21 protein-coding genes are annotated in these 26,649 nt (G+C 45.0%); 7 read left to right on the top strand and 14 right to left on the bottom strand.

All coding sequences use genetic code 11. The features are described from left to right. Nucleotides 1-60 precede the first annotated feature (60 nt). From DYU05_RS16090 to DYU05_RS16060, 7 genes are all read right to left on the bottom strand, one after another. Entirely contained in the window at nucleotides 61-1,368 is a 1,308-nt protein-coding gene (locus tag DYU05_RS16090) for a bifunctional folylpolyglutamate synthase/dihydrofolate synthase (RefSeq protein WP_117384165.1), read from the bottom strand. Between the two features lie 113 nt (nucleotides 1,369-1,481). Next, the gene (locus tag DYU05_RS16085; RefSeq protein WP_117384402.1) at nucleotides 1,482-2,291 is read right to left on the bottom strand and encodes an energy transducer TonB; all 810 of its coding nucleotides are present in this window, start codon (nucleotides 2,289-2,291) and stop codon (nucleotides 1,482-1,484) included. Between the two features lie 82 nt (nucleotides 2,292-2,373). After that, nucleotides 2,374-2,778, bottom strand: a complete 405-nt coding sequence (locus DYU05_RS16080; RefSeq protein ID WP_117384164.1) for an ExbD/TolR family protein — start codon at nucleotides 2,776-2,778, stop codon at nucleotides 2,374-2,376. Further along, nucleotides 2,775-3,488 (bottom strand): MotA/TolQ/ExbB proton channel family protein, encoded by a 714-nt coding sequence (locus DYU05_RS16075; RefSeq protein WP_117384163.1) that lies wholly within the window; start codon nucleotides 3,486-3,488, stop codon nucleotides 2,775-2,777. Before DYU05_RS16075 ends, DYU05_RS16080 begins: the two co-directional genes overlap by 4 nt. 37 nt (nucleotides 3,489-3,525) lie before the next feature. Next, entirely contained in the window at nucleotides 3,526-4,692 is a 1,167-nt protein-coding gene (locus DYU05_RS16070) for an HU domain-containing protein (RefSeq protein WP_117384162.1), read from the bottom strand. Nucleotides 4,693-4,733: 41 nt separating this feature from the next. Beyond that, nucleotides 4,734-6,581 (bottom strand): TonB-dependent receptor domain-containing protein, encoded by a 1,848-nt coding sequence (locus DYU05_RS16065; RefSeq protein ID WP_117384161.1) that lies wholly within the window; start codon nucleotides 6,579-6,581, stop codon nucleotides 4,734-4,736. A gap of 11 nt (nucleotides 6,582-6,592) precedes the next feature. Further along, on the bottom strand, nucleotides 6,593-9,694 hold the full coding sequence (locus DYU05_RS16060; RefSeq protein ID WP_117384160.1) for a tetratricopeptide repeat protein: 3,102 nt from the start codon (nucleotides 9,692-9,694) through the stop codon (nucleotides 6,593-6,595). A 273-nt stretch (nucleotides 9,695-9,967) separates the two neighbouring features. On the opposite strand from DYU05_RS16060, the gene DYU05_RS16055 reads away from it, so the two are divergent. Next, on the top strand, nucleotides 9,968-10,756 hold the full coding sequence (locus tag DYU05_RS16055; protein ID WP_117384159.1) for a carbon-nitrogen hydrolase family protein: 789 nt from the start codon (nucleotides 9,968-9,970) through the stop codon (nucleotides 10,754-10,756). An 87-nt stretch (nucleotides 10,757-10,843) separates the two neighbouring features. Further along, the gene (locus DYU05_RS16050) at nucleotides 10,844-11,992 is read left to right on the top strand and encodes a hypothetical protein (protein ID WP_117384158.1); all 1,149 of its coding nucleotides are present in this window, start codon (nucleotides 10,844-10,846) and stop codon (nucleotides 11,990-11,992) included. Here the strand turns inward: DYU05_RS16050 and DYU05_RS16045 are convergent. From DYU05_RS16045 to DYU05_RS16020, 6 genes are all read right to left on the bottom strand, one after another. After that, nucleotides 11,974-12,339, bottom strand: coding sequence for a response regulator (locus DYU05_RS16045; RefSeq protein ID WP_117384157.1), 366 nt, complete (start codon nucleotides 12,337-12,339; stop codon nucleotides 11,974-11,976). The genes DYU05_RS16050 and DYU05_RS16045 overlap by 19 nt on opposite strands. A 404-nt stretch (nucleotides 12,340-12,743) precedes the next feature. Next, nucleotides 12,744-15,677 (bottom strand): M16 family metallopeptidase, encoded by a 2,934-nt coding sequence (locus DYU05_RS16040; protein WP_117384156.1) that lies wholly within the window; start codon nucleotides 15,675-15,677, stop codon nucleotides 12,744-12,746. Between the two features lie 182 nt (nucleotides 15,678-15,859). After that, the gene (locus DYU05_RS16035; protein ID WP_117384155.1) at nucleotides 15,860-16,759 is read right to left on the bottom strand and encodes a nucleotidyltransferase family protein; all 900 of its coding nucleotides are present in this window, start codon (nucleotides 16,757-16,759) and stop codon (nucleotides 15,860-15,862) included. Between the two features lie 55 nt (nucleotides 16,760-16,814). Continuing rightward, the gene (locus DYU05_RS16030; RefSeq protein WP_117384154.1) at nucleotides 16,815-17,930 is read right to left on the bottom strand and encodes a M42 family metallopeptidase; all 1,116 of its coding nucleotides are present in this window, start codon (nucleotides 17,928-17,930) and stop codon (nucleotides 16,815-16,817) included. 204 nt (nucleotides 17,931-18,134) lie between these two features. Further along, nucleotides 18,135-18,545, bottom strand: a complete 411-nt coding sequence (locus DYU05_RS16025) for a GNAT family N-acetyltransferase (RefSeq protein ID WP_117384153.1) — start codon at nucleotides 18,543-18,545, stop codon at nucleotides 18,135-18,137. 36 nt (nucleotides 18,546-18,581) lie between these two features. Further along, nucleotides 18,582-20,123 carry an acyl-CoA carboxylase subunit beta gene (locus DYU05_RS16020; protein ID WP_117384152.1) on the bottom strand — a complete coding sequence of 514 codons (1,542 nt, stop codon included), beginning with the start codon at nucleotides 20,121-20,123 and terminating at the stop codon, nucleotides 18,582-18,584. 98 nt (nucleotides 20,124-20,221) lie between these two features. On the opposite strand from DYU05_RS16020, the gene DYU05_RS16015 reads away from it, so the two are divergent. The 3 genes from DYU05_RS16015 (at nucleotide 20,222) to can (ending at nucleotide 23,180) form a co-directional block, all read left to right on the top strand. Next, entirely contained in the window at nucleotides 20,222-20,554 is a 333-nt protein-coding gene (locus DYU05_RS16015) for a hypothetical protein (RefSeq protein ID WP_117384151.1), read from the top strand. 132 nt (nucleotides 20,555-20,686) lie between these two features. Next, nucleotides 20,687-22,306 (top strand): SulP family inorganic anion transporter, encoded by a 1,620-nt coding sequence (locus tag DYU05_RS16010; protein WP_117384150.1) that lies wholly within the window; start codon nucleotides 20,687-20,689, stop codon nucleotides 22,304-22,306. 202 nt (nucleotides 22,307-22,508) lie between these two features. After that, a complete protein-coding gene (can, locus tag DYU05_RS16005; protein ID WP_117384149.1) occupies nucleotides 22,509-23,180 on the top strand; it encodes a carbonate dehydratase in 672 nt (223 codons plus the stop codon). A gap of 292 nt (nucleotides 23,181-23,472) precedes the next feature. Here the strand turns inward: can and pruA are convergent, their stop codons facing one another. Continuing rightward, nucleotides 23,473-25,110, bottom strand: a complete 1,638-nt coding sequence (pruA, locus tag DYU05_RS16000) for an L-glutamate gamma-semialdehyde dehydrogenase (protein WP_117384148.1) — start codon at nucleotides 25,108-25,110, stop codon at nucleotides 23,473-23,475. Nucleotides 25,111-25,722: 612 nt separating this feature from the next. On the opposite strand from pruA, the gene DYU05_RS15995 reads away from it, so the two are divergent. Next, nucleotides 25,723-26,322 (top strand): transposase, encoded by a 600-nt coding sequence (locus tag DYU05_RS15995; protein ID WP_205771909.1) that lies wholly within the window; start codon nucleotides 25,723-25,725, stop codon nucleotides 26,320-26,322. Nucleotides 26,323-26,429: 107 nt separating this feature from the next. Continuing rightward, a complete protein-coding gene (locus tag DYU05_RS21445; protein WP_262511263.1) occupies nucleotides 26,430-26,564 on the top strand; it encodes a hypothetical protein in 135 nt (44 codons plus the stop codon). The last annotated feature ends 85 nt before the right edge of the window (nucleotides 26,565-26,649 follow it).

Here is a 26,649-nt window from a genome sequence, read left to right as displayed (position 1 = left end):
CGAATCGATATATGAAAGTTGATAATGGTGCGGCAAATTAACTGTAAACACTTTAACAAATTACACAACCTCAGCTACTACAAAGGTGCTGCCACCGATAAAAACGAGGTCGTTGTTATCTGCAGCTACCTTTGCTGCTGCTACGGCTTCTTTCACCGAAGCATAAACGGTTCCGTTTAAGCCTATTGCGTTTGCCTGCTGCTTTAGGCTTTCCGCTTCCAGTCCGCGGGGAATATCGGGCCTGCAAAAATAATAGGTGGCATTTGCGGGTAACATATTCAGCACTTTTCTAATGTCTTTATCGTTTACCATACCTATAACAAAATGCAGTTTGCTGTACTTTACCGAGGCGATATTCTTTAAAACTTCCTGTATCCCTTCGGGATTGTGTCCAGTATCGCATATAGTAAGCGGCGAGGTGTTTAATACCTCCCAACGGCCATGCAACCCGGTTAGAGTTTTTACTTGTTTAAGGGCTGTTGCAATATGCTCGTCTGTTATATTATAGCCTTGTTCGCGCAATTCCTCAACAGCAGATAATACTGTCTTCAAATTTTTTGCCTGGTAGCTGCCGGGAAGGTCCAATTGTAAGTGCAATACCGGGTCTTCAGAAAATGCAAAGGTAGGCAGTACCTGCTTCTGTACTTCTACCCTTAAAGTTTTGGTATCGCTGCTTTGGCTAACTATCTCCCAGTCTTCGGAGGCAAATTCTATCCGGCTGCCTTCCTGCTCGGCTTTGTGCATAAACACACCGGCCACATCAGGTTGGTATTCGCCCACTACAACTGGTACTCCCGGTTTTATGATGCCGGCCTTTTCTCCGGCAATCAGTTGTAGGGTATCGCCCAGCATGTTCATATGGTCCCAACCAATGTTGGTGATTACCGAAAGTAATGGGGTAATTACATTAGTAGAGTCTAACCTGCCGCCCAGCCCCACTTCAACAACGGCGATGTCCACTTTTTCCTTTGCAAATACATCAAAAGCCAGCGCAACCGTCATCTCAAAAAACGATGGTTCTATTTCCTCAAAGTCGTGTTTATGATCCGCTACAAAGTCAATCACGGTTTGCTCGCTTATCATTTTCCCGTTCACACGGATGCGTTCGCGAAAGTCTTTCAGGTGAGGAGAGGTATAAAGTCCTGTTTTGTACCCGGCGCTTTGCAAGATAGCCGCCAGCATGTGCGAAGTAGAACCCTTGCCGTTGGTACCACCTACATGTATACTTTTAAACTTGTGCTGCGGATTATCTAGCCTGTTACATAGCGCAAGTGTGTTGGTTAAATCCTTTTTAAAAGCGGATGCACCAACCCGTGTAAACATCGGCAGCTGGGTATAAAGAAAATCGAGGGTAGCTTTGTAGTCCATGGGTTAGACAGTAAGCAGTATTCAGTTTGCTTTAAGTTTGACATAAACGCAAAATGAACTCTGTATCCAATGTTACAAAGATGCAAACTGCCTGCAGAAAACTGCAAACAAAATTAGTTCACCTTAAATACGAATGTCATTTGGCCAGATTGCGCCTCTGGGGCGGTTTCCGAAGCCGTGAACCTGGAGTTTAACAAGGCTGCTTCACATTTTTGTAGCAGGTCCGGGTCGGTAATGGTTGTGCCACGAGCACCTGCATTGGCATATATTACCACGCCATTTTTGTCGACACGAATGTCCACTACTACTTTACCACTCTGGCGTTTTGGGTCGGTCACTTTTGGGTACGATACAAAGCTGCGCTGGGTAAGGTTAAGGTTACCGCCATTGCCGCTGCCTGTACCGTTATAGTTGTTGGTGAGTGTGGTCCCGGTTGTTTTACCCTGGTTGCCCGGAGTGGAGCCTGTACCGTCACCTTCGCCGGTGCCATTGTTAGTTTTACCCTTATAAAGCGCGTTCTGGTTAACAGTAGGCGCAGTTACCGGCTTAGTTGCCTGCGTGGCTACGGTTTTGCTGGGTGCCTTGGAGTTGGCTGCTACTTCAGGAGCATCCTCGGTATTTTGGGTCACCACATCCTTGTCGCTGCTTTCTACTTCCTGCTTTTGCTCGGTAGGAGGGGCATCTGTTACTTTGTCGGGCTTGGTTTGATTGGCATTTTCCGCTACAGATGGTTCTTCAATGCTCATGTAATCGTTGCCCATACCTTCGTCAACCGTACCGTAGTTTACCAATATGCCGCCGGTGCCGTCCTCTTGTTTCTCTGGTGTATGTATAACAATAAAATAGCACAGGGCAAACACCAGCGCCAATACTAAGCCTGTTGCAGCAAACGCTTTTGGATAATTATTTTCTTCCCTGTACATCAGTTTCTCAGTTCTCGGTATGCAGTTCCTGGTTTTTAAGTTTGCTAACTGCAAACTGTCTGCCGCTCACTGCAACTATTAGTTACTTCCCTTTAGGCTGGGTGGCCAGCACCATCTTTATATTTAAATCTTTAGCTATGTCCATTACCTGTACAACGTTTTCTATAGCTACCGTATGTTCTACAAACAGCACTATAGTAAGTTCGTTTGCCATACTCTTATAACCTTCTAAAGCGCCCCGTAGCTGATCTAACGGAACGGGCTTTTTGTTCACCTGGTAATTCAGGTTCTGGTCTATAGAAACGTTAATGGTTTTCTTAGATACTGCCTGTCCGCTGGACGATTTTGGCAGCATCAGCTTTACCACGTTAGGGTTGGTTACCGTAGAGGCGATAAGAAAGAACAGCAGCAAAAAGAACATAATATCGTTCATGGCCGATGTATGTACTTCTGCCGATGCGCCCCGTTGTCTTTTTCTCAGGTTCATTTGCTTGGCTCCTCTAACAGGTCAATAAATTCGATAGCGTCGGTTTCCAGTTTCAGGATCACTTTATCTACCATCATGTTCAGCACGTGGTAACACACGTAAGCAATAATACCTACAAAAAGGCCCGCTGCTGAGGTTACCATCTTTACGTATAAACCGCCAGAGATAACGCCCATGCTGATGTTATCTGTTTTTGATATATCATAAAATATCTTAATAACGCCGGCGATAGTACCAAGGAACCCGAACATGGGTGCAATACCGGCTACGATGCCTAATATACCAATGTTCTTTTCCAATTTTGATACCTCCAGTTTGCCCACGTTTTCAATAGCGCCTTCTATGTCTTTAATCGGTCGGCCAATGCGCAATAAACCTTTTTGCAGCATACGGCCTAAAGGAGAGTTGCTGTTACGGCAAACTGCTACAGCCGACTCGAGATTGCCCGACATAATGCTTGAGCGTACCTGCACCATCAACTGGCTTTCGTCTTTAGAAGCTTTGCGTATTGTAAAATAACGCTCGAAAAATATCACCAGTCCTAATACAGCCAGTATACCAATCGGGATCATCACCCAGCCACCTTTAATAAGCAGGTCGCCAAAATGCAGGTCGTCTGCCGGGGCAGTAGCAAGCTGAGTGGTGGTTTGTTTTGCGGTATCTATTAGTTTAGTTGCGGTATCTGTAACCTGGGCTAAGAATAAAGTCATTTGCTGTTTGTTTCTGAATTATTGTTAGTTGAGCGACTTAGCGCTTTATTGTAGTCTCTTTTGGGTTTATTGGCATTACATAAGTATCGGCCGGTACCTTTTTAGACGAGATGAGTTGCCTTTTATTGTCCTCGGCCTGCCCACGGGTAACAAATGTACCTACTGATACCTTAATGCGTTTACCCGGTGCTTCGGGTACTATCTTGGCATCAAGGCCGGCCTTCTTAAATTGCAATATGGCGCCTGCAGCTTCCTTTAGATCTCTAAACGACCCGGCGATTACTTCATAACGGGCAATAGTAGAAATATCTTTAACGGTAGTGAGGCTATTTTCTACTGGTGCAGGGGTTGCTGTCGCCGGTGTTGTGGTTGGTTTTGCTACTGTGTCAGTTTTTTTAGCTGTAGTATCCGGTAGTTTAGCTGCGGTGGTGTCTGGCGCCTTAGGCTTAGCGGCAGTGCTATCTAAATTTTGCATTACCACTGCAGGTTGTTTGGCTTCAGACTTTTTATTAGGTAATGAGGAGAAATTGAACGATGAGGGGTCGTACCGGTTTACAAGGAATGCAATTAAAACCGCTAACAATAATGCAAGCACTACAAATACCCATGTGGTTTTGCGGCGGCGTTTATTTGTAAGTTCTACCAGGTAGCTCTCTTCACTTTCTGCAGATTGGTACTGCTCATTCTCCAGTGCAGGCGGATAATATGGCTGCGGCTGGTATTCCGGATCTGGTGTTGCTTCTTCAATAGGAGGCGGTTGAGTTCCGGTATCTGCAGCTGTGGTATCGGCATCTCCTAATTTTGGAAGCGATATAACCGGATAACCAAAAAACTCGGCACTGTTACCGGTACCTACGTTTGGCCGGAAAGATAGTTGGTACCTGTTTGATGATAACCAGCCCAAACTGCCAAGGGCAACTTCGCCTTGTACGGCTTGCTGTTTTATAGAAGCAACAAACTTTTCTATAAAGTATTTTGCCGATGCCAGGGAGATGTTCTTCTTTTCGGCTATGTACAGCGCAAGCGTATTGTCATCATCTAACGACTGCGGATCAAATTGTACGCTGTAGCCCGGAGGGTAAAACTTACTTTCTTTATCGTCGTAATAGCCGTTTACACGGGTGTGCGCAAAATAACCAAGCCCGGGCACGCTTACGTCGCCATGCAAACCGAGTAGCTCGCTTATGAAGTTGCTTACATCCATGCGCTAAAAGTACGGATTATTGTAAAACATCAAAAATCGCATTAGAAAGCAAACGCAACACCGCCAAATACATTAAGACCATAACTTGGATAATTAAGCCAGATCTGGTTGGACGAATTAAGAATATTGTTCACTTGTACAAACGCCGATATCTTTTTGTTCACCTTGTAAGCCGCGCCGCCGCTCAGGTCGGCAAAAGATGGCAAGGTACGGTAAGCCGGTGAAGCAGGCGTAGCGCCGTTTACCAGCAGCCAGTCTGTAGTTGATCCTCTGAAAAGCAGGGCACCATTAATGTCAACTTTATCCGTAATGTGAATGGTTGTTCCTGCGGTAAGCATGAACTTAGGCAAGTTCCACGGCCTTGCTTCGGTAGCCATTTTGTAGTCCTTGAACTCGGCACGGCCAAAAAGATCGAAATCTTCGGACGCTTTAAAGTCCAGTTCGCCGTTAAAGCCGGTTACACGTGTTTTCCCGCCATCATACACCACCAGGAACTTGTTACCCGGAGCAGTGGAGTTGCTTACGAACATAGCCATGTTTTTGATGCTATTGCGGAAGAATGTTGCCTTAAAGCTCAGGCCGGGTGCCAGTGTGCCTTTTAAACCCGCAGCAATATCCAGTTGGTCTACCGAGTTCTGCAGGTTGATGCTCTGATCTATAAATGGATTAACGTCAGCATATTCTTTTATAGATGCGCGGTTTACATCCCCCTTCGCTTCTGCAAACAGACGAACATACTTCGGTACTACCTGGAACTCAATTTTAGCCGCCGGGAATATGAAGAACCTGGATAATAAACCAAACTCTTTTACGATGTTGATACCACCATCTATCTTGTAATTCTCGCCCTGAAACTTGATGTAAGGATTAGCGCGAACTATGTTGTTAGAGTAGTCGTAGTTAAGGTCTTTTTGTGTGTTAAGATCCAGAGACGCGCTTACACCTGCGTAAAATTGTTTTACTGTCTGGTTTAAGAAACCTGATAAAACAAGGTTGTTCTCGCGTGCCTTAAAAGCATTGCTGAAGATGTACCCTTTAATTTTAGCAGCGTAAGTAAAATCGTTCTCAACGTCTTTGTAGTTCTTGGCCAATTCGGCTTCGCCGCTTATGGTGTTAAACGTTTGTTTCTCGGGAGCAAAAGCTGACGGTATCGGCTGATCCTGATCGAACCCGTAGAAATACGTCCCACGGCGTTTGTAATTGATGCGCCCGGTTATAGTGTTCTCCGTATTGATACTCTTACCAAACACACCAATTTCGTCGTTTATTTCGCTTTGTTTATCAAGGCTACCTGCTTGTGCAAAATGCTTTACAAAACCACCTGCCTGCAATGCCTGGTCGCGTCCGGTTGCAAAGTAAGCTTCGGCGTAGGTGGTTTTCTTGCTGCCCGCGCCAACCTTTACATAGTTGTTGAGCAGTACGGAGTCCTGCTCGGCCGGGCGTTTCATAGCTTCAAGCTGCCGAATGTTGTTATCCTGCTGCAACTTTTTGTCCAGAGGAGCGTAAGCCAAAGGTGCTTTAAACGGCGATACTTCTTCCAGGTCGGGGTTACGACGGATTTTTACAGCTTCAGCCAATACGGGCTTGTAGGCAGTAGTTACTACAATTTCTTCGGCAAGTCCGCTGTTTCCCGGTGAACCAGGGTCTGTTTTGCCGCCCCTTTTTGTAGTATCAGCAGCTACGGTAGATGCCGCGTCACCAAGGTTCTTGGCTGATGCTTTCTGTTGGGTAGTTGTTTTTGCCGGCTTTTTAGCAACGGTTTTCTTCGCCGGTTTAGCTGCGGGTTTCTGCGTAGTTTTTGTCGCCGGTTTCTTTGTTTGCGCGCTTGCAGGAGCAAAGTAACCTACCATTAACAAGGTGAGCAGTATGTATATATATTTCGTGTTCATTGCTTGTCTCTCTATTGTTCTTTGTTAACTCCTGTTGTATCAGCAGCGGCAGGTTTGTCGGCTGCCGGCGTTAAGTTTGATGCTTTTTGCGGCATCATTGCGGCTAGTTTCTGTTTGGCAGTAGGCAATATGTCGTCGTTGCCCTTATAATTCTCAATTATACTCTGCAGCGTGGCTTTTGCCTGGTACGTATCTTTAAGAGCAGCGTAATTATCTGCAAGCAAGATGTAGGTTTTTGCTACCCAGTAGTCATAGTTTGGCATTTCCTTGGTAAGCTCGAAGCAGGTTTTTTGTGATGCCTTGTATTTGCCGCGCTGGTACTCAATATTAGCCAGGTTGTATTTGGCTTCGGCTGCTGCTACGCTCTTGGTGTTTTTTAAAGTAAAGTTGAACTCGGTAATGGCTGATGCAGTATCCGCTTTCATCAGGTAGGCACGACCGGCGTAGACACCTGTTTTTGCCACATCTTCCTGCGCCGATTTCTCGTTGTCACGGATGAGATTTGCATACTTGAGCATATCGTCAGGCATGTTTATCTGACCATAAGCGTATAACAGGTTATTTATAGCAAAAGAGTAATCTGCCTTGTACTCGGAGTTGGTCTCTAACCTTTTCAGGAACACAATAGCGTCATTATACTTTTTCTGGCCCATGTAAAGCTTTGCCATCGCAATAAGCGATTTCTCGCTGTAAGCGCTTGTCCAGTCGTTCAGGATCACGTTATAGTCTACAATAGCTTCGTCATTACGGCCAAGGCTGGCAAGTGACTGCGCGCGAATGTAGCGTGACTCTTTCTCGTAGATCTGTTTGTTCGGGAACTTATCAAAGTAAGCATTTACCGCGTTTACAGTAGCCTGCCACTCGCCGCGCTGGTACAGGTTATTTGCCGCTGCATACATGATGTTCTCCTGATCGGCAGTGGAATAGTTGCCAATGGCGGTGCTGCCTGCGTAATTGATAAACGTTGCGGCGTCGCCTTTATCTGTGTAAATCTTTTCTACCTGTTTAAGTGCTTGCTTAGCTTCGTCGCTTGAAGAATAATCTGCAACTACCTTTTTAAAGGAGTTTACAGCCTCGTCGTCCCGTCCCGCATTATAATCAATCAAGCCAATAGTAGTAAGCGCACGCGGTACATAACTGCTGCGCGGATACTTTTGAACCATTGCTTGTAAGTCTGCCTTTGCACGGTCGCCGTTGTTCTTTAGGAAATAAGTGTAAGCTATCTCAAAGCTGGCATCATCTGCATAGTCCGAATTCGGAAAGCGGCTCAGCACATCATTTAAGGTGCTGATCTTGGCATCAAGCGACCCCTGCAACCCTTGTATGATACCGCGCTGGAACAAAGCGTAGTCCTGACCCTGGCTTTGGCGGGCTATAATCCTGTCATAAGCATTTAGCGCGTTGCCGTAGCTTTTCAGTACAAAATAGCTGTCACCCAGGCGGCTGATCGCGTCGTTCTCTGTGTTTTTATCCCTTGGTTCGCCCTGTAAAAAGCGTTCGAAGTATTTGGCTGCTGTGCCGTATTGTTCGTCACCAAAGGCAGCGTACGCCAGGGCGTAATTGGCAAAGTTAGCTACGTCGGTCTGTTTAGACTCCGGCATCTCCAAAAACTTCTGGAAGTTATCTACTGATTCACCATATTTACGTACTTCGTACATAGCCTCAGCCATCCAGTAGTGGGTAAGCGCTTTAATCTTGCTATCTACCGGGTAGTTTAGTGAGCGTAAGAAAATTCCGATGGCATTCTCAAAAGCACGTTCATTGTAAAATTCCAGGCCACGATAGTAAGCTACCTTTTGATAAGCTTCCTGCGCACTTGCAGATTTGTTTGGTATAGGCTCCAGTATTTCTACGGCTTCTTTATAGTTACGCGAGTTCAGCAAAGCCTCGCCCAATAATGTCTTCACCTCGTCGATACGGCCGGATCGTGGATAGTTCTTTAGATACGTACGGGTGGCGGTCAGCGCTTCGTTATTAAAGTCAAGCTCGTAAGAAAGTTTTGCATATTCATACAGTGCATCTTCCTGTAACTGTTTGTCATACGTTAACCTTGATGCAGCAAAGAATGCGTTGCGGGCACTTTGCTTGTTGTTCATCTTCAGGAAAACATCGCCAAGGGTGTAGTTACCGCTTTGACTATAGTTGTCATTCTGTGCAACCAGTTTTTCCAGTTCGGCAGCCGCTTTACCGTAGTTGCCTACTTTGTAGTATGCATAGCCAATTTGGTAGCTGTCTTGTGTATTCTGTGTTTTATTTTGATCCTGATCCTGAAAGCGGCTGTAATATTCTACCGACTTGTCGAAATTTCCTTTCGCAAAGTAGGTAGCACCTATTATGCGCAGCATCTCTGTTTCATGCTGCTGCTTAGTGGTTTGCAGGATAGGTACAGCATAGTTTAGTACATCGTCGTACCTTTTATCAAGAAAATAAACCGCTGTGATGTAGTAAGGATAGCTGTTTTCGTACTTTTTGGAATTCTTAAGTTTTTCGAAGTTTACCAGCGCTACATTGTAATCCTTGTTGAGGTATGCAATGTAAGCGTAGTAGTAAGTGGCATCGTCCAGGAAAGGGGAGCGTTTGTTTTTTACCTCGCCAAATAGTGCCTGGGCGTTCCTATAATCATTAAGCATGAAGTAAGCATAGCCCTTACGGAACTTGTACTCAGTGTTTTGTGCGCCGTTGAGATCACCCGCATCCACTTTATTAAACCAGTTTAGCGCCTCCTGGTATTTCTCCTGTTTTGAGTAAGAACGGCCTATCTGGAAGAACGCCAATTTGGTAAGCGGATTTTCGGGATGCTCCTTTATAAAGCGTAAAAACATGCTTTCGGCATCATCATTTCCCAATTCTAACGCGCATAATGCTTCGTAATATTGCGCATTCTCTTTAAGTAAAGAGAGTTCTGTTTCAAACTTTGCCTGTGATGATGTTTTTAAGCGCGACCGCTCCACCAGGCGGAACTGCTCTGCGGCTGAAGCGTATTTTTGCTTGCTAAGCAATTCATTAGCAGAGTTATAAACCTCGTTGATGTGGAAAGATGGGTTCTGCTGCGCCTGCGCTGAAAGGGCAAGAAACACCGGTGCAACCAGGGTGAAGTATTTCAGTTTTATCATAGAGTACGTACTAACGACGGTGCGAAAATAGCTTAACCGCAAAAATGCAATCCACATTAGTAATTAACAAATGTGAATAAGAACTATTTTTAAACGGAGAAGGTAGCTGGGTGGTATTCCCGTGGAAAACTAAAATTAGCAACTATAGTTTTGCTTTGCCGGCGGTTGTTGGTAAATACATGGGCATGTGTATAAGTACAAGCGAAAACCTGCAGAAATCACATTTTTTAAGTGCTGTTTTTTGCAACTTTATAGCAACGTTAATATAAGCTGATGAAAATAGCACTTGCCACCCCGCCATTCCCTAAATCCATACAAGATGGCTTAGGCCTGGTTAAAGATTTTTCGAACGAAGCTGCGAATAAGGGGGCAGGTATTGTTTGCTTCCCTGAGTCGTTTATACCCGGATACCCTATGCCAGGGTATAGTGTAGAGAAGAGCTCACCCAAGAACATGCAGGACGCACTGGACACTGTGTGCAAGATAGCTGCTGAAAGCAAAATAGCCATCATCATCCCGATGGATTGGTTTAGCGTTGGTGATAGGTTAAATGTTGCATATGTAGTATCCGGTACGGGCGAGATACTGGGGTATCAGGCCAAAAATCAACTTGACCCATCTGAAGATGTTATCTGGACAGCCGGCACACAGCGACAGCTTTTCGAGATAGACGGATTGACCTTTGGTATAACCATTTGCCATGAAGGCTTCCGGTATCCTGAGTCGGTCAGGTGGGCAGCTTCGCGCGGGGCCCAGGTAGTTTTTCACCCGCACTTTACAGGCAGCAATATGGATGGTATACAGCTTAGTGAATGGGGCGCGAAAACAAACCCTTATTATGAAAAAGCCATGATGATGCGGGCCATGGAAAACACAATTTATTTCGCGAGCGTAGGTTACGCAATGAAGTATCAGGAATCTGCCAGTTCTATAGTAGCGCCTGATGGTACCTGCGCAGCTTACCAGCCTTACGGAGAAGCAGGCGTAATAGTAGCAGAAGTAAATCCTTCGTTGGCGACCGGGCTTTTGGCCAAACGTTTTAAGCCGGGACTGGTGCTTTGAAACATCTTCAAAATATAATGGTCATAAGGATGTAAATACGATGATGTTCAACAAAATAAGCACGCATTTAACACGTTTTTACAACGAATGACGCTGAATAGATTCCCCTTACTTAAAACTATTTTTTGCCTGGTTTTGGTAGCCATTACAATTACCACTATAACGGGCCTTAAACCTGCGCCACAGCCCGGGGCTTACCTGCAGTTACAAGACCAACATATCGCTTTATCTTCTAAAGAATTTTACATAGCCTCGGTTATCGACGAGCGCTCTAACCCGGGTATTATTGGTAAACTGGTACAGGCAGGTGGCATGCCGGCTAAAGCACCAGAGGTTGTAAGTGCCAGCATTAAAGGCGGGAGTGCTGCTCTTAAGAATTACCTTATTCGCGGTTTGCCTTCAAATAAAAACCTTCGTGCTGTAACCCTCCGGATAAAGGCAATTGATCTCGCTGAAAAGCCGGTAGCAAATGGAATGGCGCAGGGAAGTATACGTGTCGCTCTTGATTTTGGGCTGATATACGATGACGAATTTACCCGGCTGGATAGCTATGAAGCGGAGAGCACCTATCAGCGCAAGGCGGGTGGTGCACAACAAGCAGAGCCACTGTTGCGGACTGCACTGGACAACAGCCTTATTTACATTAACAAATGGATAGACAGCCAGGCTAACAACAATATAGCACTTGCCAAAGCAGTTAAAATTTCTTTTAGTAATTACACAGAGAACACCGAAGGTGATACCATCTACTACAACATAGATCGTCCGTTAAAATGGGCAGATTTCAAGGACAGGCCACGAAATAATAAATACGGTGCCGAAGTATTTGCCAGCCTTGGCTACAACGAGGATGTTAAACTAGTAAAAGGGATTTTCCAGATAAAGATTGACCTAAAAATTTACGCAGCTAAAAGCGCCTGCTGGGCAAAGCCGGAAGCGATGGACGATTACGGGCTTAATCACGAGCAGCGGCATTTTGATATCGTAAAAATAGTTGCCGAACATTTCAGGCAAAATCTACTGAACATCAAATACGATCCACGTAATTACGACGGACCTATAAATGTTGCTTACCTGGACGCGTTAAGGGAGATCGATTCACTGCAAAAACAGTATGATGGAGAAACTGCACACAGCCGTAACACCTGGCAGCAAGAGCAATGGAACAACCGAATTGATAAGGAATTACAGCAATTAGGTATAAAGCCGGTAACGGCTCAGGCAGCTTTTAAATGAGTTTTTATTTTATTGAGCAGGTGATTGATGTCAAACGGTTTTGCAATAAAATCATTTGGAGCACCATCCTGGTTTAAAGGAGCGGCAATATTGTGGCTAGCAGATATCAGGATAACAGGTATATCATTCATCTCAATGCTTTGCTTAAGTGTTTTGCATAACTCACGACCATCCATGTTACCAAGCATTATGTCGAGCAAAATGAGATCAGGGTGTTTTTCCCTAATAACATCCATTAATTTTCGGCCATCACTAAGCGTTTCCACCTCGTAGCCCGAGTCTTCAAGTATAAATTGTAGAACCTCTAATATATCGTTATCGTCATCTACCGCTAATATCCGTCGCATTTTCTTGTTGTTAAGTATCTGCTATTGTGTTGTCTTTAACACATTCTACCCACATTTAGCAATACTTATACCAAACATCATAGAAGAGGTATATTAATCCTTTTTGAGAATGTAAACACCCTTTTTGCAATTAGCGCAGAAATACTTTTGATAGGGCATAAACCAAAGCAGGTTTTTCACCACCCAGCTGCGGTGTAATTTATGATGAAAATGTTTGCCGCATTTTGGGCATCGGGAGTGAATCGGTTGTACAGTAGCAGTTTCCACGGCAGAGATATAGGTTGTAGGGGCTGAAGTGACGAATATAAAGGAAAAATTAAATTAATAAAAACGGTTTGTTAACAGATGTTTACGCAGTTAAACAAAAAAAAGGCTGGTTGCAAAACCAGCCCTTTTTTGTAAGGTTAATAACCAAATATGGTTTTAAGGTCGGGCTTAGATACCGAGCCGTATTTTTTAAGGTCTTCTTCGCTAACTCTTTTCTCAGAAGCAACTATGCAATAAGTGTATGGTTTATCCTTCAGTTCTGTATCGTGAAAAGCTTTAACATCGGCAAGGCTGAGTTTACTGCTTGCCGCAAAAGTATTTTTCCTAATATCGTAGTTTAATCCTTTTTGTTTCGCATCCAGGTAATTAAACAGGATATCGTCCTGGGTAACGCGTTCGGTCTCTATAGATTTACGAACGTTATCACGCGCAGCGAGCAATCCTTTCTCAGACTCAGGCATGTTGTTCAACAACTCGTTCATTGCCTTTATAGCATCGTTCATCTTGTCGGCTTGGGTACCCACATAGGCCACAAACGTATCATTTTGCCCCATCTTTGATGCCTGGCTATAATATGCATAGGTAGAGTAAGCCAGCGCCTTTGATTCGCGGATATTCTGGAATACAATTGAACTAATTCCCCCGCCGAAATAGTTATTCAGCAGGTCGGCTGTAGCAGTCTTTTCTGCATCGTACAGTTCTTCGTTGCGTATCCAGTTGATCTCGGCCTGTACCATGTCGTAATTGGCGAAAAGAACCTGGTTTTCTGCAGGTTTCACACGTGTAAATTTCTTTGCCACCGGATAGGCGGTAAATGTTGCAGGCACTTTGTGCAGTTTAGCCAGCGCGGCGCCTGTTTGTACGGCTGTTTGAGGGCCATAGTAAAGGGCAATGTGCTTGTAATTGGCCAGGCTATGTAAAATATCAACAAGGTCCTGTGCTTTTATGTTGTCAAGTTCTTCGTCGGTAAGTACATTATTGAAAGGGTTATTGATGCCGTATTGCGCATAATTAACTAGGCCCTGCATAATGGCACTCTTATTTAACTTGGCGTTCTCTCTTGACTTTTTCAGGCGGGCTTTGTAGCTGGCAAGTGCTTGTTCGTCTGCCTTACAGTTAGCCAGCAGGTTTTCAAATAGTGTTACAGTAGCGTTAAAGTTTTCCTGAAGACCGCCTATGTTAACAGTGGTGTACTCGTTGCTGGTGCTGATGTTAAAGGTGGACGCAAGCTTGTAAAATGCCTTGCTGATATCTTCTGAACTCATTTTATCAGTACCTAAAAACTGAAGGTAGGAGGCAGCGTAAGGCAGCAGCTTATTGTTCCAGCTCCCCATATCAAAACGGTAGTAAAGGCGAAAAATACTATTGTCTTTATTTTGTACCGATAGCAGATCAACCGGACCAGCCTTTGCACGTTGGATGTCCTTATCGTAATCCAAAAACAAAGGTTTAATAGGGTTAGATGGTAAAGCGTTTATCGTTTTTACAAATGCCGATTGCTCACCTGCGTTCACTTCCACAGGTGTGATAGGCGGTTTCTCTACTTTTACCACGTTCTTGTCCTCGCCCTGGCGTTTGTACACAATCACGTAATTGTTATCGTTGAGGTACTTGTTAGCAAAGGCCACAACCTGAGCTTTAGTAACTTTGCTCAGCTCGCTTATTCCGGCCACATCCACCCGCCAGTCTATACCCGACGTAAAGTCATTCATGAGGTTGCCCGCGCGCTGACCGTAACTTTCGTTTTGTTCTATAATTCCCTTTTTCTGGTTGTTTACTATGGATTGTACCAGATCATCAGAGAACTGGCCTTTTTTCAGCTTATCAATCTCGGCCAGCATAAGTGCTTTCACATCATCAAGAGACTGCCCTTTAACCGGGTTGCCGCGCAGCATCAGCGCGCTATAATCTTTTAATATATACGGGAATGCAGATGCACTCAGCAGCTTTTGTTTTTTGGTAAGGTCAAGGTCGAACAAGCCTGCTTTGCCATTGGTAAGGATAGAGCCAACCAGGCTTAGCATACGTGCATCCCTCGTGCTTGCGCCAGGGAAGCGGTAAGCGATAGTAAGGTTCTCCGGATTCGGACCGAAAACTTCGCGCTGTACCGGGCTGGTGATAGGAGCCTCAGGCGCGAAGGTGTAAGCAGGCACTGTTTTAGGCTTCATGTAGCCAAAGTGCTCGGCCACCTTCTTGATCATCACATCAGGGTTAAAGTCGCCGGCCAGGATCACGCCCATGTTGTTGGGGACGTAGTAATCGTAATAATACTTGCGGATGGCTTTAAGTGATGGGTTCTTCAGGTGCTGAATAGTACCAATGGTAGTTTGCTTACCATAGTTGTTGTTAGGGAACAATGCTTCGAACATCGCTTCCTGCGCTTTGCGGCCGTCATTATCCAATCCGCGGTTTTTCTCCTCGTACACGGCTTCCAGTTCTGTGTGGAAAATGCGTAGTACAGGCTGGCGGAACCTTTCTGCCTGCAGCGTCAGGAACTTATCTACTGCAGAACTTGGTATATCTTCGGTGTAAACGGTTTGCTCAAAAGATGTGAACGCGTTACTGCCCTGTCCGCCCATAGCAGCCATCATTTTATCATATTCGTTGGCAATAGCAAATTTCGCAGCCTCCCCAGAGGTTTTGTCTATCTCTTTGTATATCTCTTTACGTTTAGCCTCGTCTGTAGTAGAATTATATTGTTCATACAAGTCGTCTATTTTATCCAGCAAGGGTTTTTCTTTAGCCCAGTTAAGGGAGCCGAATTTGTCGGTCCCTTTAAACATCATGTGTTCCAGATAATGTGCAAGGCCGGTATGGTCGGCAGGATCTGTCTTGCTGCCTGCTTTTACGGCAATGTAGGCCTGTATACGCGGTTGCTTGTTAGTAGGGCTCAGGATAACGGTAAGCCCGTTCTTAAGCGTGTAAAATCGGGAGTGAGTTGGGTCGCCCGTTACGTACTTGTAAGTGTACCCGCCGGAAGTAGCCGTTTTCCAGGCGTATTGGGTTTGTGCTGCCAGCCGGGCCGAGTAGGCGCTGACAAGCAAAAGGATAAGGGTTAGTTTGATTTTCATAATAGTTACTAAAGCAATAAATATATCAAATATGAAGGTATTATTGCTGGTGAAACTAAAATATTAGTGAATAAATCTTTGCTGTTAATGGCAGCATTATACTTAAACAAGAAAGGCCACAAAGCTGAGCTTCATGGCCTTTTAATTATGGTTTATCCTGATCTTTTAGGAAGCCGTTTGTGTTACGCCCACAAATTAGCAGGGTAAGTACCGTTAGCTACAAGTTCAGAAATATTTTTTTGAACGATAGGCTTATCTTCTTTATAAGTTACGCCAAACCATTTAGCACCTGTAGGGATAACCTTGAAAGATGCTGTACCGGATTTGATCAGTTCATCAGCCACCAGCGGGATAAAGAATTCCGCTTTAGGATTGCTCTTGTTCTTTTCTACAAACGCTTTGAACATTGGCTCGCTTTGTTTGAAAACCGCAGGTGTAAAACCCCAGAAGTTCATTGATACACGGGTATCACTTGACAACGGGAATTCCTGCCCGCCTTCTTCGTAAACTACTGATCTGTCTTCTTTGAAATAAACATTGAGGCGTTCATTTATTGCTACCATGTTGCCATCTTCTACCTGGCACACGCCGCGCGATACTGATCCGTGGTCGCTAAGGGTACGGTCTACCTGGTAGCCGATAAGTGAGTACTTGTCATCAGCAGCTTCAGTGGTCAGGAACTCCGCCATCTTTTGGAAAGCTTCAAAGCCGTAGAAGTCGTCGGCGTTAATTACGCAGAAAGGCTCATTTACCTGGTTGCGCGCAGCTAATACGGCATGAGCGGTTCCCCATGGTTTAGCGCGTTCAATTTCTTCGGTAATGCCAAACTGGGTAAGGTCGTAACTTTGGAAAACGTAATCAGTTTCAACTTTACCAGCAAGCTTTGGCTCGAATATGCCTTTAAAGTTATCAAGAAATTCTTCGCGGATGATGAAAGATATTTTTCCAAAACCTGCTTTTATAGCATCGTAAATAGAATAATCAATAATGGTTTCGCCATTTGGACCGAAGCCGTCAACCTGCTTCATGCTGCCATAACGGCTGGCCATACCTGCGGCCAGGATTAATAATGTTGGTTTCATAGTTTTAGTAGACTTTTGTTGTTAAAGTAGGGGTCGGTATTAAATGTTTGTTTTATTATTTTATATATCTGAAATCTTGTCCTGCCTGTATCGATAGCAGTGACTCATAGATCAATCGTATCACATTATCCACATCTTCTTTGTGGATCATTTCTACAGTGGTGTGCATGTAACGCAGCGGCAATGATATCAATGCCGATGGCACGCCGTCGTTTGAGTAAGCAAATGCATCAGTATCTGTACCGGTGCTGCGTGATGATGCCTGGCGCTGGAACGGAATACCAGCTTTTTGCGCCGACTCAATCAGGAGCTTGTTCAGGTTGTTCTGTACTGCAGGTGCATAAGAAATTACCGGGCCTTTACCGCAGCTGAGGTCACCCTGAGTGATCTTGTTGATCATCGGCGTATTGGTGTCATGCGTAACGTCGGTTACTATCGCCACGTTTGGCTTTATGCGGTGCGCAATCATTTCGGCACCACGAAGACCAATTTCCTCTTGTACAGCATTAACAACGTACAATCCAAACGGTAACTTGATGTTGTTCTCTTTAAGTAAGCGTGCCACCTCGGCTATCATGAAACCTCCTGCGCGGTTATCCAGCGCACGGCCAACGTAATAACGATCGTTCAGGACCATAAACTCGTCCTCGTAAGTAATTACACAACCTACGTGAATGCCAAGCTTTTCTACCTCTTCTTTACTGGTGCAGCCGCAATCCAGGAAAATATTTTTCAGTGTCGGAGCTTCCTCTTTTTCACCGCCCAAACGGGTGTGAATTGCCGGCCATCCAAAAACGGCTTTTACAACGCCGGTCTCAGTGTATATATTAACACGTTTTGACGGTGCGATCTGATGGTCAGATCCTCCATTGCGGATAACATAGATCAGGCCGTCATTAGTGATATAGTTTACAAACCATGATATCTCATCGGCATGTGCCTCTATCACTACCTTGTACTCGGCAGTAGGGTTTATCACGCCTACAGCAGTGCCGTAGTTATCTACATAATAATCATCTATATAAGGTTTTATATAATCCAGCCACATTTGCTGGCCCTTCCATTCAAAGCCGGTAGGCGAAGGGTTATTGATATATCTTTCGAAAAACGCGAGAGAGTTCTCTGTAACAATCGCAGGTTTCTGCGCAACTTCAGTTTTCTTTTTAGCCATCTGTATATGTATGTGGCCAGGGTGGCCAAGCACAAATATAGTAAAGCAGTTTAAATAGGCATAACAAGGTTATTAACGTTGTTGAAATTTAGCACAATATTTAATAATACCTTAACACTGCAAAGCTCAACTTTGCCCCGTTAATTAATAAGATCAGTTAAGTTAAAGAAAGGGTCGACGGCGCAAGGCAGTCGACCTTTTTATTTAGGAGAGCATCTTCTCCATTACAATGTAGTCTATACCCTTCTTATTAAATACAGCTCCGGTCTGAGTAAACCCAAAGTGTTCATAAAACCCTGTGGCCGACAAGCGGGCATTGCACCATAGCTTGGTACCGTGTTCCTGCACCACAAAATCCGTAATATATTTTAATAATTGTGTGCCTACGCCGCTCTTCTGCATCTCGGCACTTACCGCAAATTTGCGTAACTGCCAATCCCCGGCATGTTTAAACAATGATACCACAGCCACCAGCTTATTATCTGTAAAGGCACCGAAGTGGTATCCGTGGTTATCCTCCTCCATCTCCATGTCATGCTTGTACTCCCCCGGGTAAAGCACATCCCGGCGCAATTGCCAGGTGAGGTGTGGAGTTATTTGTTCAATAGATAACATGAAACTCTATTCTGATGTCATAAGCTTACCTGGAAATCACAACGGAATATTCCCATGCTTTTTCCTGGGATTATTCACCACTTTATTTTCAAGCATCTTAAACGCATGAATTAGTTTTATGCGTGTATCTGCGGGGGCAATTACTTCGTCAATAAAGCCGCGTTCGGCTGCACGGTAAGGGTTGGCAAATATTTCGGCATACTGCTGTTCCTTTTCACGCCATTTTGCTTCCGGGTCTTCTGCCGATGTTATCTCGCGTTTAAATATGATCTCGGCTGCCCCTTTGGCACCCATAACAGCTATCTCTGCACTTGGCCAGGCGTAATTCATGTCGGCACCAATGTGTTTGGAGTTCATTACATCGTAAGCACCGCCGTATGCTTTGCGGGTAATTACCGTTATACGTGGCACGGTAGCCTCGCAGAAGGCATAAAGCAGTTTGGCACCATTGGTAATAATAGCGTTCCATTCCTGATCAGTTCCCGGCAAAAATCCCGGTACATCTTCAAAAACAAGCAGAGGGATATTGAAACTATCGCAGAAACGTACAAAACGCGCACCCTTTGTGGATGAGTTAATATCCAGCACGCCAGCTAAAAATGCCGGCTGATTAGCGACTATACCTATACTACGACCGGCAAGGCGAGCAAAGCCCACCACAATGTTCTCAGCAAAGTCTTTATGTACTTCCATGAATGATCCCGCATCTATTACCTCATTGATAATCTCGCGGATATCGTACGGCTGCGAAACATTCTCCGGCAATATGTTAGTAAGTGATGCACGAACTTCACTTTGCGGTTGGTAGGGCAGGGAAGGTGCCCGGTCCTCACAATTTTGAGGCATGTAGCTTAGTAACTGTTTTATGTGCTTTATGGTCTCTATTTCGTTAGCGCAGGCAAAATGCGTTACCCCGCTTTTAGTAGCATGAGTATGTGCGCCACCAAGTTCTTCGGAAGTTACTACTTCATGCGTAACGGTTTTAACCACGTTAGGGCCGGTGACAAACATATAGCTGGTATGCTCTACCATTAATATAAAGTCGGTTATAGCAGGAGAGTACACTGCACCTCCTGCGCATGGGCCCATAATGGCTGAGATTTGTGGCACTACGCCGCTGGCCATTGTGTTGCGATAGAATATATCCGCATAACCGCCGAGCGATACCACACCCTCTTGTATACGCGCTCCTCCGGAGTCATTTAAACCTATAAGGGGAGCCCCGTTTTGAATAGCAAGGTCCATTATACGGCATATCTTTTCAGCATGGGTTTCTGACAATGATCCACCAAATACGGTGAAATCCTGAGAGAACACGTAAACGGTGCGGCCGCTAATTGTACCATAGCCTGTTACTACACCATCGCCGGGATATTGCTCTTTTTCCATCCCGAAATAAGTAGAGCGGTGCGACACCAGCATGCCTATTTCCTGAAACGATCCTTCATCCAGCAGAAAATGGAGCCGTTCGCGGGCGGTTAATTTTCCTTTTTTATGCTGACTTTCTATACGGGCGTTGCCGCCGCCCTCCAGCGCTTTTTGGCGCTTCTGTTCAAGTATTTCTAGTTTTTTGTTCACTGTAGCGGTTTATTGAGGAGCGTTAAAATTAGTAATTTAATTGTAAGAACACTTTTTAGCATTTTTTACTTTAACCTATGTTACTATATTTGCAGCGGATGAAAAGTAAAGGTTTGAAACTTTCTGTCGTGGTATTGTTTATGAGCATCTTCATCGCGAAGATGGTCATCTCCATCGCACCAGCTTTTTTAAGCCTCGACAACAAAACAGTAAGTGCTGTTATCATGCAGCTGGAGAACGAGACCAAATCTGAGAAGGAAGATCCCAGTAAGGATACCTTTAAAGAAAAGAAGTCATTCGACGAAACCTGCCTGCACTTTACCATCTTTCGGCCTTTTATAGTCGAAGTTAACATCCTGCACAATCAGGAAAACTCTCTTTACACACAGGTATTTCATCCTGTTGTACCCACTCCGCCACCCAACGCTTAATTACTTGTTTCCGGTTTGCTTTAGCATACCGGTAGCTTAGCTGTACCTGTAGGGGCATGGTATACCATGTGCTTTTTGGTGCCCTTTCAGGCTTTCACAGCCCATCTTCAATTTTAAATTTATTTTATCTATATGCAACTTAACAAGGGCGCGATCTCTTCGGAAGATCTCAACTTAAAAAAGTATTTCTTATCTAAAAACCTCAAAAAGGACCTGCCGTCCAGCGTGGTGGTCTTTTTGGTAGCATTACCATTGTGCCTTGGCATTGCGCTGGCATCAGGCGCGCCATTATTCTCGGGGCTGCTTGCCGGTATCATTGGCGGTATTGTTATTGGCACTCTAAGTGGTTCGCAACTAAGTGTAGCCGGACCTGCCGCGGGGCTCACTGTTATTGTATTGAACGGTATAACCAAGCTGGGCTCTTTTGAAGTATTCCTGCTGGCGCTTGTTATAGCAGGCGTGTTGCAAATGCTGCTTGGCCTTATAAAAGCAGGTACCATTGCTAATTATTTCCCGTCGCCTGTGATTGAAGGCATGCTTGCCGCAATTGGCATTATCCTCATCATGAAGCAGTTTCCGCATGCTGTTGGCTATGATGCTGACTTTGAGGGTGACGAGGGCTTCGAGCAAACCGATACCCACAATACCTTTTCCGGCGTACTTGGCGCGCTGAACAAGATAAATTATGGTGCAGTGATCATCAGCCTGGTGAGCCTTGCATTCATGATCTACTGGCCTAAGGTTAAGAAGTTAGCCCTGGTACCGGCACCTCTGCTGGTAGTAATTGCAGGAGTGATTCTATCTGCCGTGTTCGCCGGAACAAGCCTGGCATTGCAGGAAAAGCAGATGGTTAGTATACCTGTAATTGGCGGTGCCAGCGAGTTTTTTGGTTTGTTTAAAGGCCCTGATTTTAGCGCTATTGGCCGCAAAGAAGTTTGGATAGTGGCAGGCACCATTGCCGTTGTTGCGAGTTTGGAAACTTTGTTAAGCCTTGAAGCTGTAGATAAAATTGACCCTATAAAAAGAATATCACCTACGAACCGCGAACTGCTTGCTCAGGGGGCTGGCAATGTAGTGAGCGGTTTGCTTGGTGGTTTACCTATGACAGCAGTTATCGTACGTTCGTCGGCAAATGTTAACTCCGGCGCCCGTACAAAGGTAAGCGCAATTGTACATGGCATATTGCTGCTGCTGTCGTTGCTGTTTATACCGCGGTTGATCAACCACATCCCGCTTTCATGTCTTGCTGCTATCCTGTTGGTAACCGGTTATAAACTGGCACGGATCAGTCTCTTCCAGCACATGTGGCATAAAGGGTTAAACCAATTTATTCCCTTTGTAGTAACACTGGTAGCCGTAGTTCTTACCGACCTTTTAATAGGGGTAGGTATAGGAATGCTTGTAGGTGTATTTTATATACTTCGTACAAACCTTCGTAATCCATATTTCTACCGCATTACATCTCATGGCGATAAGAAGACCATCAGCATACGGCTTGCAGAAGAAGTATCGTTCCTGAACAAGGCTGCGATACAGGTAACACTTACCAGTTTACCGGCAGGTACCGACGTTATTATAGACGGATCAGCCTCCCGCTACATTGATCCGGACGTGCTGGAGATCATTCATAATTTTAAGCACAATGCCTATACAAAAGGCATAATAGTGCAACTATTAGACATTAAGGAACGGTATGACATACCTCCTTTTAAAGAACTAAAGTATCAACACGATCAACCCGTAGCAGTATGATTACTGATCATGAAAGATAATAATCATGGCCTGGATACTTTTAGTTGTGTTCTGTGATTGATAGCCCGGCCTGCGGCCATGTAGCCGGGTTTTTTAGAAGTCCTGTTTAGCAGGATTTTACAACTAATGTTAAATTCGCAGCTGTTTGTAAGCTAAATTAGTCGAAAAGCAGTTAATTAGATAATCCTTAAAAAAACATATTATGTGTGCTCAAAATTTAATTCACGACACTAGTCACATTACTTACGAAACTTTACTGGATGGCAACCGCCAGTTTGTGGAAAACGCACTTAAGGAAGACCCTGAGTACTTTACCACTCTTGCCAACGGTCAAAAGCCACCTGTACTTTGGATAGGCTGTGCCGACAGCCGCGTACCGGCTAATCAGATAACCAACACCAAACCGGGCGAGATATTCGTGCACCGTAACATTGCCAATATGGTGATACACACCGACATGAACATGTTAAGCGTGCTCGACTATGCGGTTAACGTATTAAAGGTAAGGCATGTTATTGTTACAGGGCATTATGGCTGCGGTGGTGTACTAGCCAGCATGACCAACAAGCAATTTGGCCTGATTGACAACTGGCTGCGCCACATTAAAGATGTTTACCGTGTACATGCTGCCGAACTGGACGCTATAGAGGACGAAGGAGAGCGCGGCGACCGCTTGGTAGAACTGAATGTTATAGAGAACGTTAACAACCTTTGCAAGACCTCTATTGTACAAAACGCATGGCAAAACGGTCAGGAGCTTCATGTACATGGTTGGGTATATAGCCTTGCAACCGGTATTATTAACGACATGAAAGTAAGCACCAGCAATAACGCCAATATGGACGAAGTGTTCAGGTTTAGCGCTGTGCGATAAATAGCCGAAACGTTCAAAAGTGTTCAGGTTTTTTTGTACCCGGCACTTTTGAACAGTTTTGGAACGCTTGATATAATTTGCTAAAAAGCTTTGAAAAAAGCATTGTTAAGGTTGTTTTTTGATCAGTTTCTATTCAGTAACCTGCAAAAACCGCAGCAAAAAAACAGGCAATTACAACATAAATTTGCATTCTCGTTTTTTATTACAGGTGTAAATGACATAGCAGAAAAGGCTTCCTTATGGAAGCCTTTTCTGCTATGTTAAAGTTCCCCCTTTAGGGGGCGGAGGGGGGTTACCGCTCCGGTGTCAAAAATGGGTACCTGTAATCCTTCGGCGAATCAAAGGTTTCTTTTATTGTTCTCGGGGATACCCAACGCAACAGGTTGATCATGGAGCCTGCCTTATCATTGGTGCCGCTGCCGCGGGCGCCGCCAAATGGCTGCTGACCTACAACTGCGCCGGTAGGCTTATCGTTAATGTAGAAGTTACCCGCAGCGTTGCGCAGCTTGTAGGTAGCATCAGCGATAGCGTAGCGGTCCTGTGATAGTATAGCACCGGTGAGCGCGTATATAGATGTTTTGTCAATAGTCTGCAGTATTTCGTCCCATTGCTGGTCCTCGTAAACGTAAACCGTTAGCACGGGGCCAAACAGTTCTTCGCACATGGTTACGTAGTAGGGGTCCTGCACCTGCAGTATGGTCGGCTCAACAAACCAGCCCTGGCTCTTGTCGTAATTACCGCCGGCAATTACTTCAACACCCTCGTCGGCTTTGGCTGCATCAATGTATTTAGCCAACTTATCGAAAGATACTTCGCTGATAACCGCGTTGATGAAGTTCTCAAAATCTTCAACTGGGCCCATCTTAAATGTAGCCATCTCGCGCTGTACATGTTCTTTCACGGCAGGCCAAAGCGACGCCGGGATGTACGCCCTTGAAGCCGCAGAGCATTTTTGTCCCTGGTACTCAAACGCGCCGCGAAGCAGGGCTACTGCAACCGCATCGGCATTGGCGCTTGGGTGGGCAAGCACAAAGTCTTTACCACCGGTTTCGCCTACAATGCGCGGGTAGGTTTTGTATTTATGTATATTGGTACCAATGGTTTGCCAAATGTGCTGGAAAACCTTGGTAGAACCTGTAAAGTGTATACCTGCAAAATCAGGGTGGTTAAATACCACATCGCCTACTTCCGGGCCGTCTGCATAGATCAGGTTGATCACCCCATCAGGTACACCGGCTTCTTTAAAAATCTCCATTATAACCGCAGCGGCATACACCTGGGTATCGGCCGGTTTCCAAACCACAACGTTGCCCATCATGGCGGCACTTGCAGGCAGGTTGCCGGCAATTGCGGTGAAGTTGAACGGTGTAAGCGCGAATACAAAACCTTCCAGCGGACGCTGTTCTACCCGGTTCCAAACCCCTTTGCCAGAAACAGGTGGCTGCTGCTGATAAATCTCGGTCATGTACTGCACGTTAAAGCGCAGGAAATCTATAAACTCACAAGCCGAATCAATTTCGGCCTGGTAGGCGTTCTTACTTTGGCCCAGCATAGTGGCCGCATTTAGCTTGTAACGGTACGGACCGGCTACCAGCTCGGCAGCCTTCAGGAATATGGCTGCGCGTTGTTCCCATGGCAGGTTTTCCCAGTCGGCCTTTGCTGCAAGTGCAGCATCAATGGCAGCAGTAACATGGGTTTTATCGCCGTAATGGAAAGTACCCAGCAGGTGCTTGTGGTCATGCGGCGGGCGAAGCTCCATCAACTTGCCGGTGCGTACTTCCTGGCCGCCAATGTACATGGGTATATCTATCTGCTTAGCGCGTGCTTCGTCCAAAGCTGCCTTAAGCGCTGCACGTTCCACACTGCGCGGGCCGTAGTTTAAAACGGTCTCGTTAACAGCAGGCGGTACATTAAAAAATCCTTTTAGCATAAGGTAATTATTTGAGAGTGCAAAGATAGGGCTTTTGCTTTGGATGTGCGAATGAGGGATAGATGAGCGGTGTATTTGTGACGAAAGGGTTGCAGTTTAGCAGCGGTTAGTTGGCATTATGCCGAACTTGTTCGTTGATACATTACACTGCTTTCAGGTATGTTTTTGACACTTACAGGGCTAGTGCGGTTATGTGTTGTAGTCTGCTCATTGCCGCAGTGGCTTAGTTACTTTTTCTTGATAAAAAGTAACCAAAAATCAAGACGAAAAAAACCTTCAGCCCACTGGCGTTTACCCCGGCCCGGTTTTTCGTCAACCCTACGCTCTTAGAATAGTTATTTTATTGTAATTGGTGACAAAACCAACTACGGCTTCCATCGAAATTTTTCGCCCATTGTTGGTGTTGTCACCAACAACTAACTAGCAATAACGCTTACTTATACAGCTTCTTATTTGTGGCCGTTGTTGGTGTTGTCACCAACAACTAACCGACAATATAGTTTTACCTATGCAGCTATGTTATCACAAACAAGTAATCGATAACACACCGTTACCTATGCAGCTTTGCCGCCGCCCGTTGTTGGTGTTGACACCAACAACTAATCTACATGTATGATGCGACCTTGTAAATTACAGATGAATGTTGAAATTAGCGCCATGGCCACCATTAACTTCGACTATCATCCTCAGTTTTTTACAGCAATGATATTGAATTGGATGCCGCTATTGAAAGACGATGCCTTTAAAGATATTATCATAAAAAGTCTGCGGTTCCTAACAACCGAAGGTAGTATTGTGGTTTACGGGTTTGTAGTAATGCCAAATCATATCCATCTAATCTGGCAAGTTCAGGACGGGTTTAACAAGGCTGCTGTTCAGCTTAGATTTATGAAGTTTACAGCGCAGCAAATGAAGTTTCGATTGCTGGACAGTGATGATACACTACTTAGCGCCTTTTTAGTTGATGCAAGAGATAGGAGATATCAGTTTTGGGAAAGAAATCCTTTAAGTGTGGACCTTTGGACGCCTAATGTGTTCTATCAAAAGTTAGACTATATTCACAACAATCCACTGCAAGAAAAATGGCGATTGGCTACACTTCCCGAAGAGTATATATATTCTTCAGCAAGATTTTACAGAACGGGTATTGATGATTTTGGCTTTCTTACTCATCATGACGGACAGGATTTACGGCCGATTGTTAGTCGCTGAAGATGAGGAATATATCTTGTGCTCAGTTGTTGGTGACAACACCAACAACGGCTCGAAAAAGCACTTATCTTGCGCTCAGTTGTTGGTGACAACACCAACAACGGCTCATGACGGACAAGATTTACGGCCGATTGTTAGACGCTGAAGATGAGGAATATATCTTGTGCTCAGTTGTTGGTGACAACACCAACAACGGCTCAAACAACGGCTCGAAAGATTTACGACTGGTTGATAGTCGCTGAAGAGGAGGAACTTATCTTGCGCTCAAAGGGTTGCAGTTTTAGTATGCGGTTAGTTTTGGCATTATGCCGAACTTGTACCCCGGCC

Source organism: Mucilaginibacter terrenus (assembly GCF_003432065.1).
Lineage (GTDB): Bacteria > Bacteroidota > Bacteroidia > Sphingobacteriales > Sphingobacteriaceae > Mucilaginibacter > Mucilaginibacter terrenus.
Note: the sequence above shows the minus strand (reverse complement) of the source record. Positions and strands in the feature narration are given on the sequence as shown.

Excerpts from the sequence above, each read along its gene's own strand:
- DYU05_RS16090 (WP_117384165.1), bottom strand. The coding sequence starts at position 1,368 with ATGGACTACAAAGCTACCCTCGATTTTCTTTATACCCAGCTGCCGATG.
- DYU05_RS16085 (WP_117384402.1), bottom strand. The coding sequence starts at position 2,291 with ATGTACAGGGAAGAAAATAATTATCCAAAAGCGTTTGCTGCAACAGGC.
- DYU05_RS16080 (WP_117384164.1), bottom strand. The coding sequence starts at position 2,778 with ATGAACCTGAGAAAAAGACAACGGGGCGCATCGGCAGAAGTACATACA.
- DYU05_RS16075 (WP_117384163.1), bottom strand. The coding sequence starts at position 3,488 with ATGACTTTATTCTTAGCCCAGGTTACAGATACCGCAACTAAACTAATA.
- DYU05_RS16070 (WP_117384162.1), bottom strand. The coding sequence starts at position 4,692 with ATGGATGTAAGCAACTTCATAAGCGAGCTACTCGGTTTGCATGGCGAC.
- DYU05_RS16065 (WP_117384161.1), bottom strand. The coding sequence starts at position 6,581 with ATGAACACGAAATATATATACATACTGCTCACCTTGTTAATGGTAGGT.
- DYU05_RS16060 (WP_117384160.1), bottom strand. The coding sequence starts at position 9,694 with ATGATAAAACTGAAATACTTCACCCTGGTTGCACCGGTGTTTCTTGCC.
- DYU05_RS16055 (WP_117384159.1), top strand. The coding sequence starts at position 9,968 with ATGAAAATAGCACTTGCCACCCCGCCATTCCCTAAATCCATACAAGAT.
- DYU05_RS16050 (WP_117384158.1), top strand. The coding sequence starts at position 10,844 with ATGACGCTGAATAGATTCCCCTTACTTAAAACTATTTTTTGCCTGGTT.
- DYU05_RS16045 (WP_117384157.1), bottom strand. The coding sequence starts at position 12,339 with ATGCGACGGATATTAGCGGTAGATGACGATAACGATATATTAGAGGTT.
- DYU05_RS16040 (WP_117384156.1), bottom strand. The coding sequence starts at position 15,677 with ATGAAAATCAAACTAACCCTTATCCTTTTGCTTGTCAGCGCCTACTCG.
- DYU05_RS16035 (WP_117384155.1), bottom strand. The coding sequence starts at position 16,759 with ATGAAACCAACATTATTAATCCTGGCCGCAGGTATGGCCAGCCGTTAT.
- DYU05_RS16030 (WP_117384154.1), bottom strand. The coding sequence starts at position 17,930 with ATGGCTAAAAAGAAAACTGAAGTTGCGCAGAAACCTGCGATTGTTACA.
- DYU05_RS16025 (WP_117384153.1), bottom strand. The coding sequence starts at position 18,545 with ATGTTATCTATTGAACAAATAACTCCACACCTCACCTGGCAATTGCGC.
- DYU05_RS16015 (WP_117384151.1), top strand. The coding sequence starts at position 20,222 with ATGAAAAGTAAAGGTTTGAAACTTTCTGTCGTGGTATTGTTTATGAGC.
- DYU05_RS16010 (WP_117384150.1), top strand. The coding sequence starts at position 20,687 with ATGCAACTTAACAAGGGCGCGATCTCTTCGGAAGATCTCAACTTAAAA.
- can (WP_117384149.1), top strand. The coding sequence starts at position 22,509 with ATGTGTGCTCAAAATTTAATTCACGACACTAGTCACATTACTTACGAA.
- pruA (WP_117384148.1), bottom strand. The coding sequence starts at position 25,110 with ATGCTAAAAGGATTTTTTAATGTACCGCCTGCTGTTAACGAGACCGTT.
- DYU05_RS15995 (WP_205771909.1), top strand. The coding sequence starts at position 25,723 with ATGATGCGACCTTGTAAATTACAGATGAATGTTGAAATTAGCGCCATG.
- DYU05_RS21445 (WP_262511263.1), top strand. The coding sequence starts at position 26,430 with ATGACGGACAAGATTTACGGCCGATTGTTAGACGCTGAAGATGAGGAA.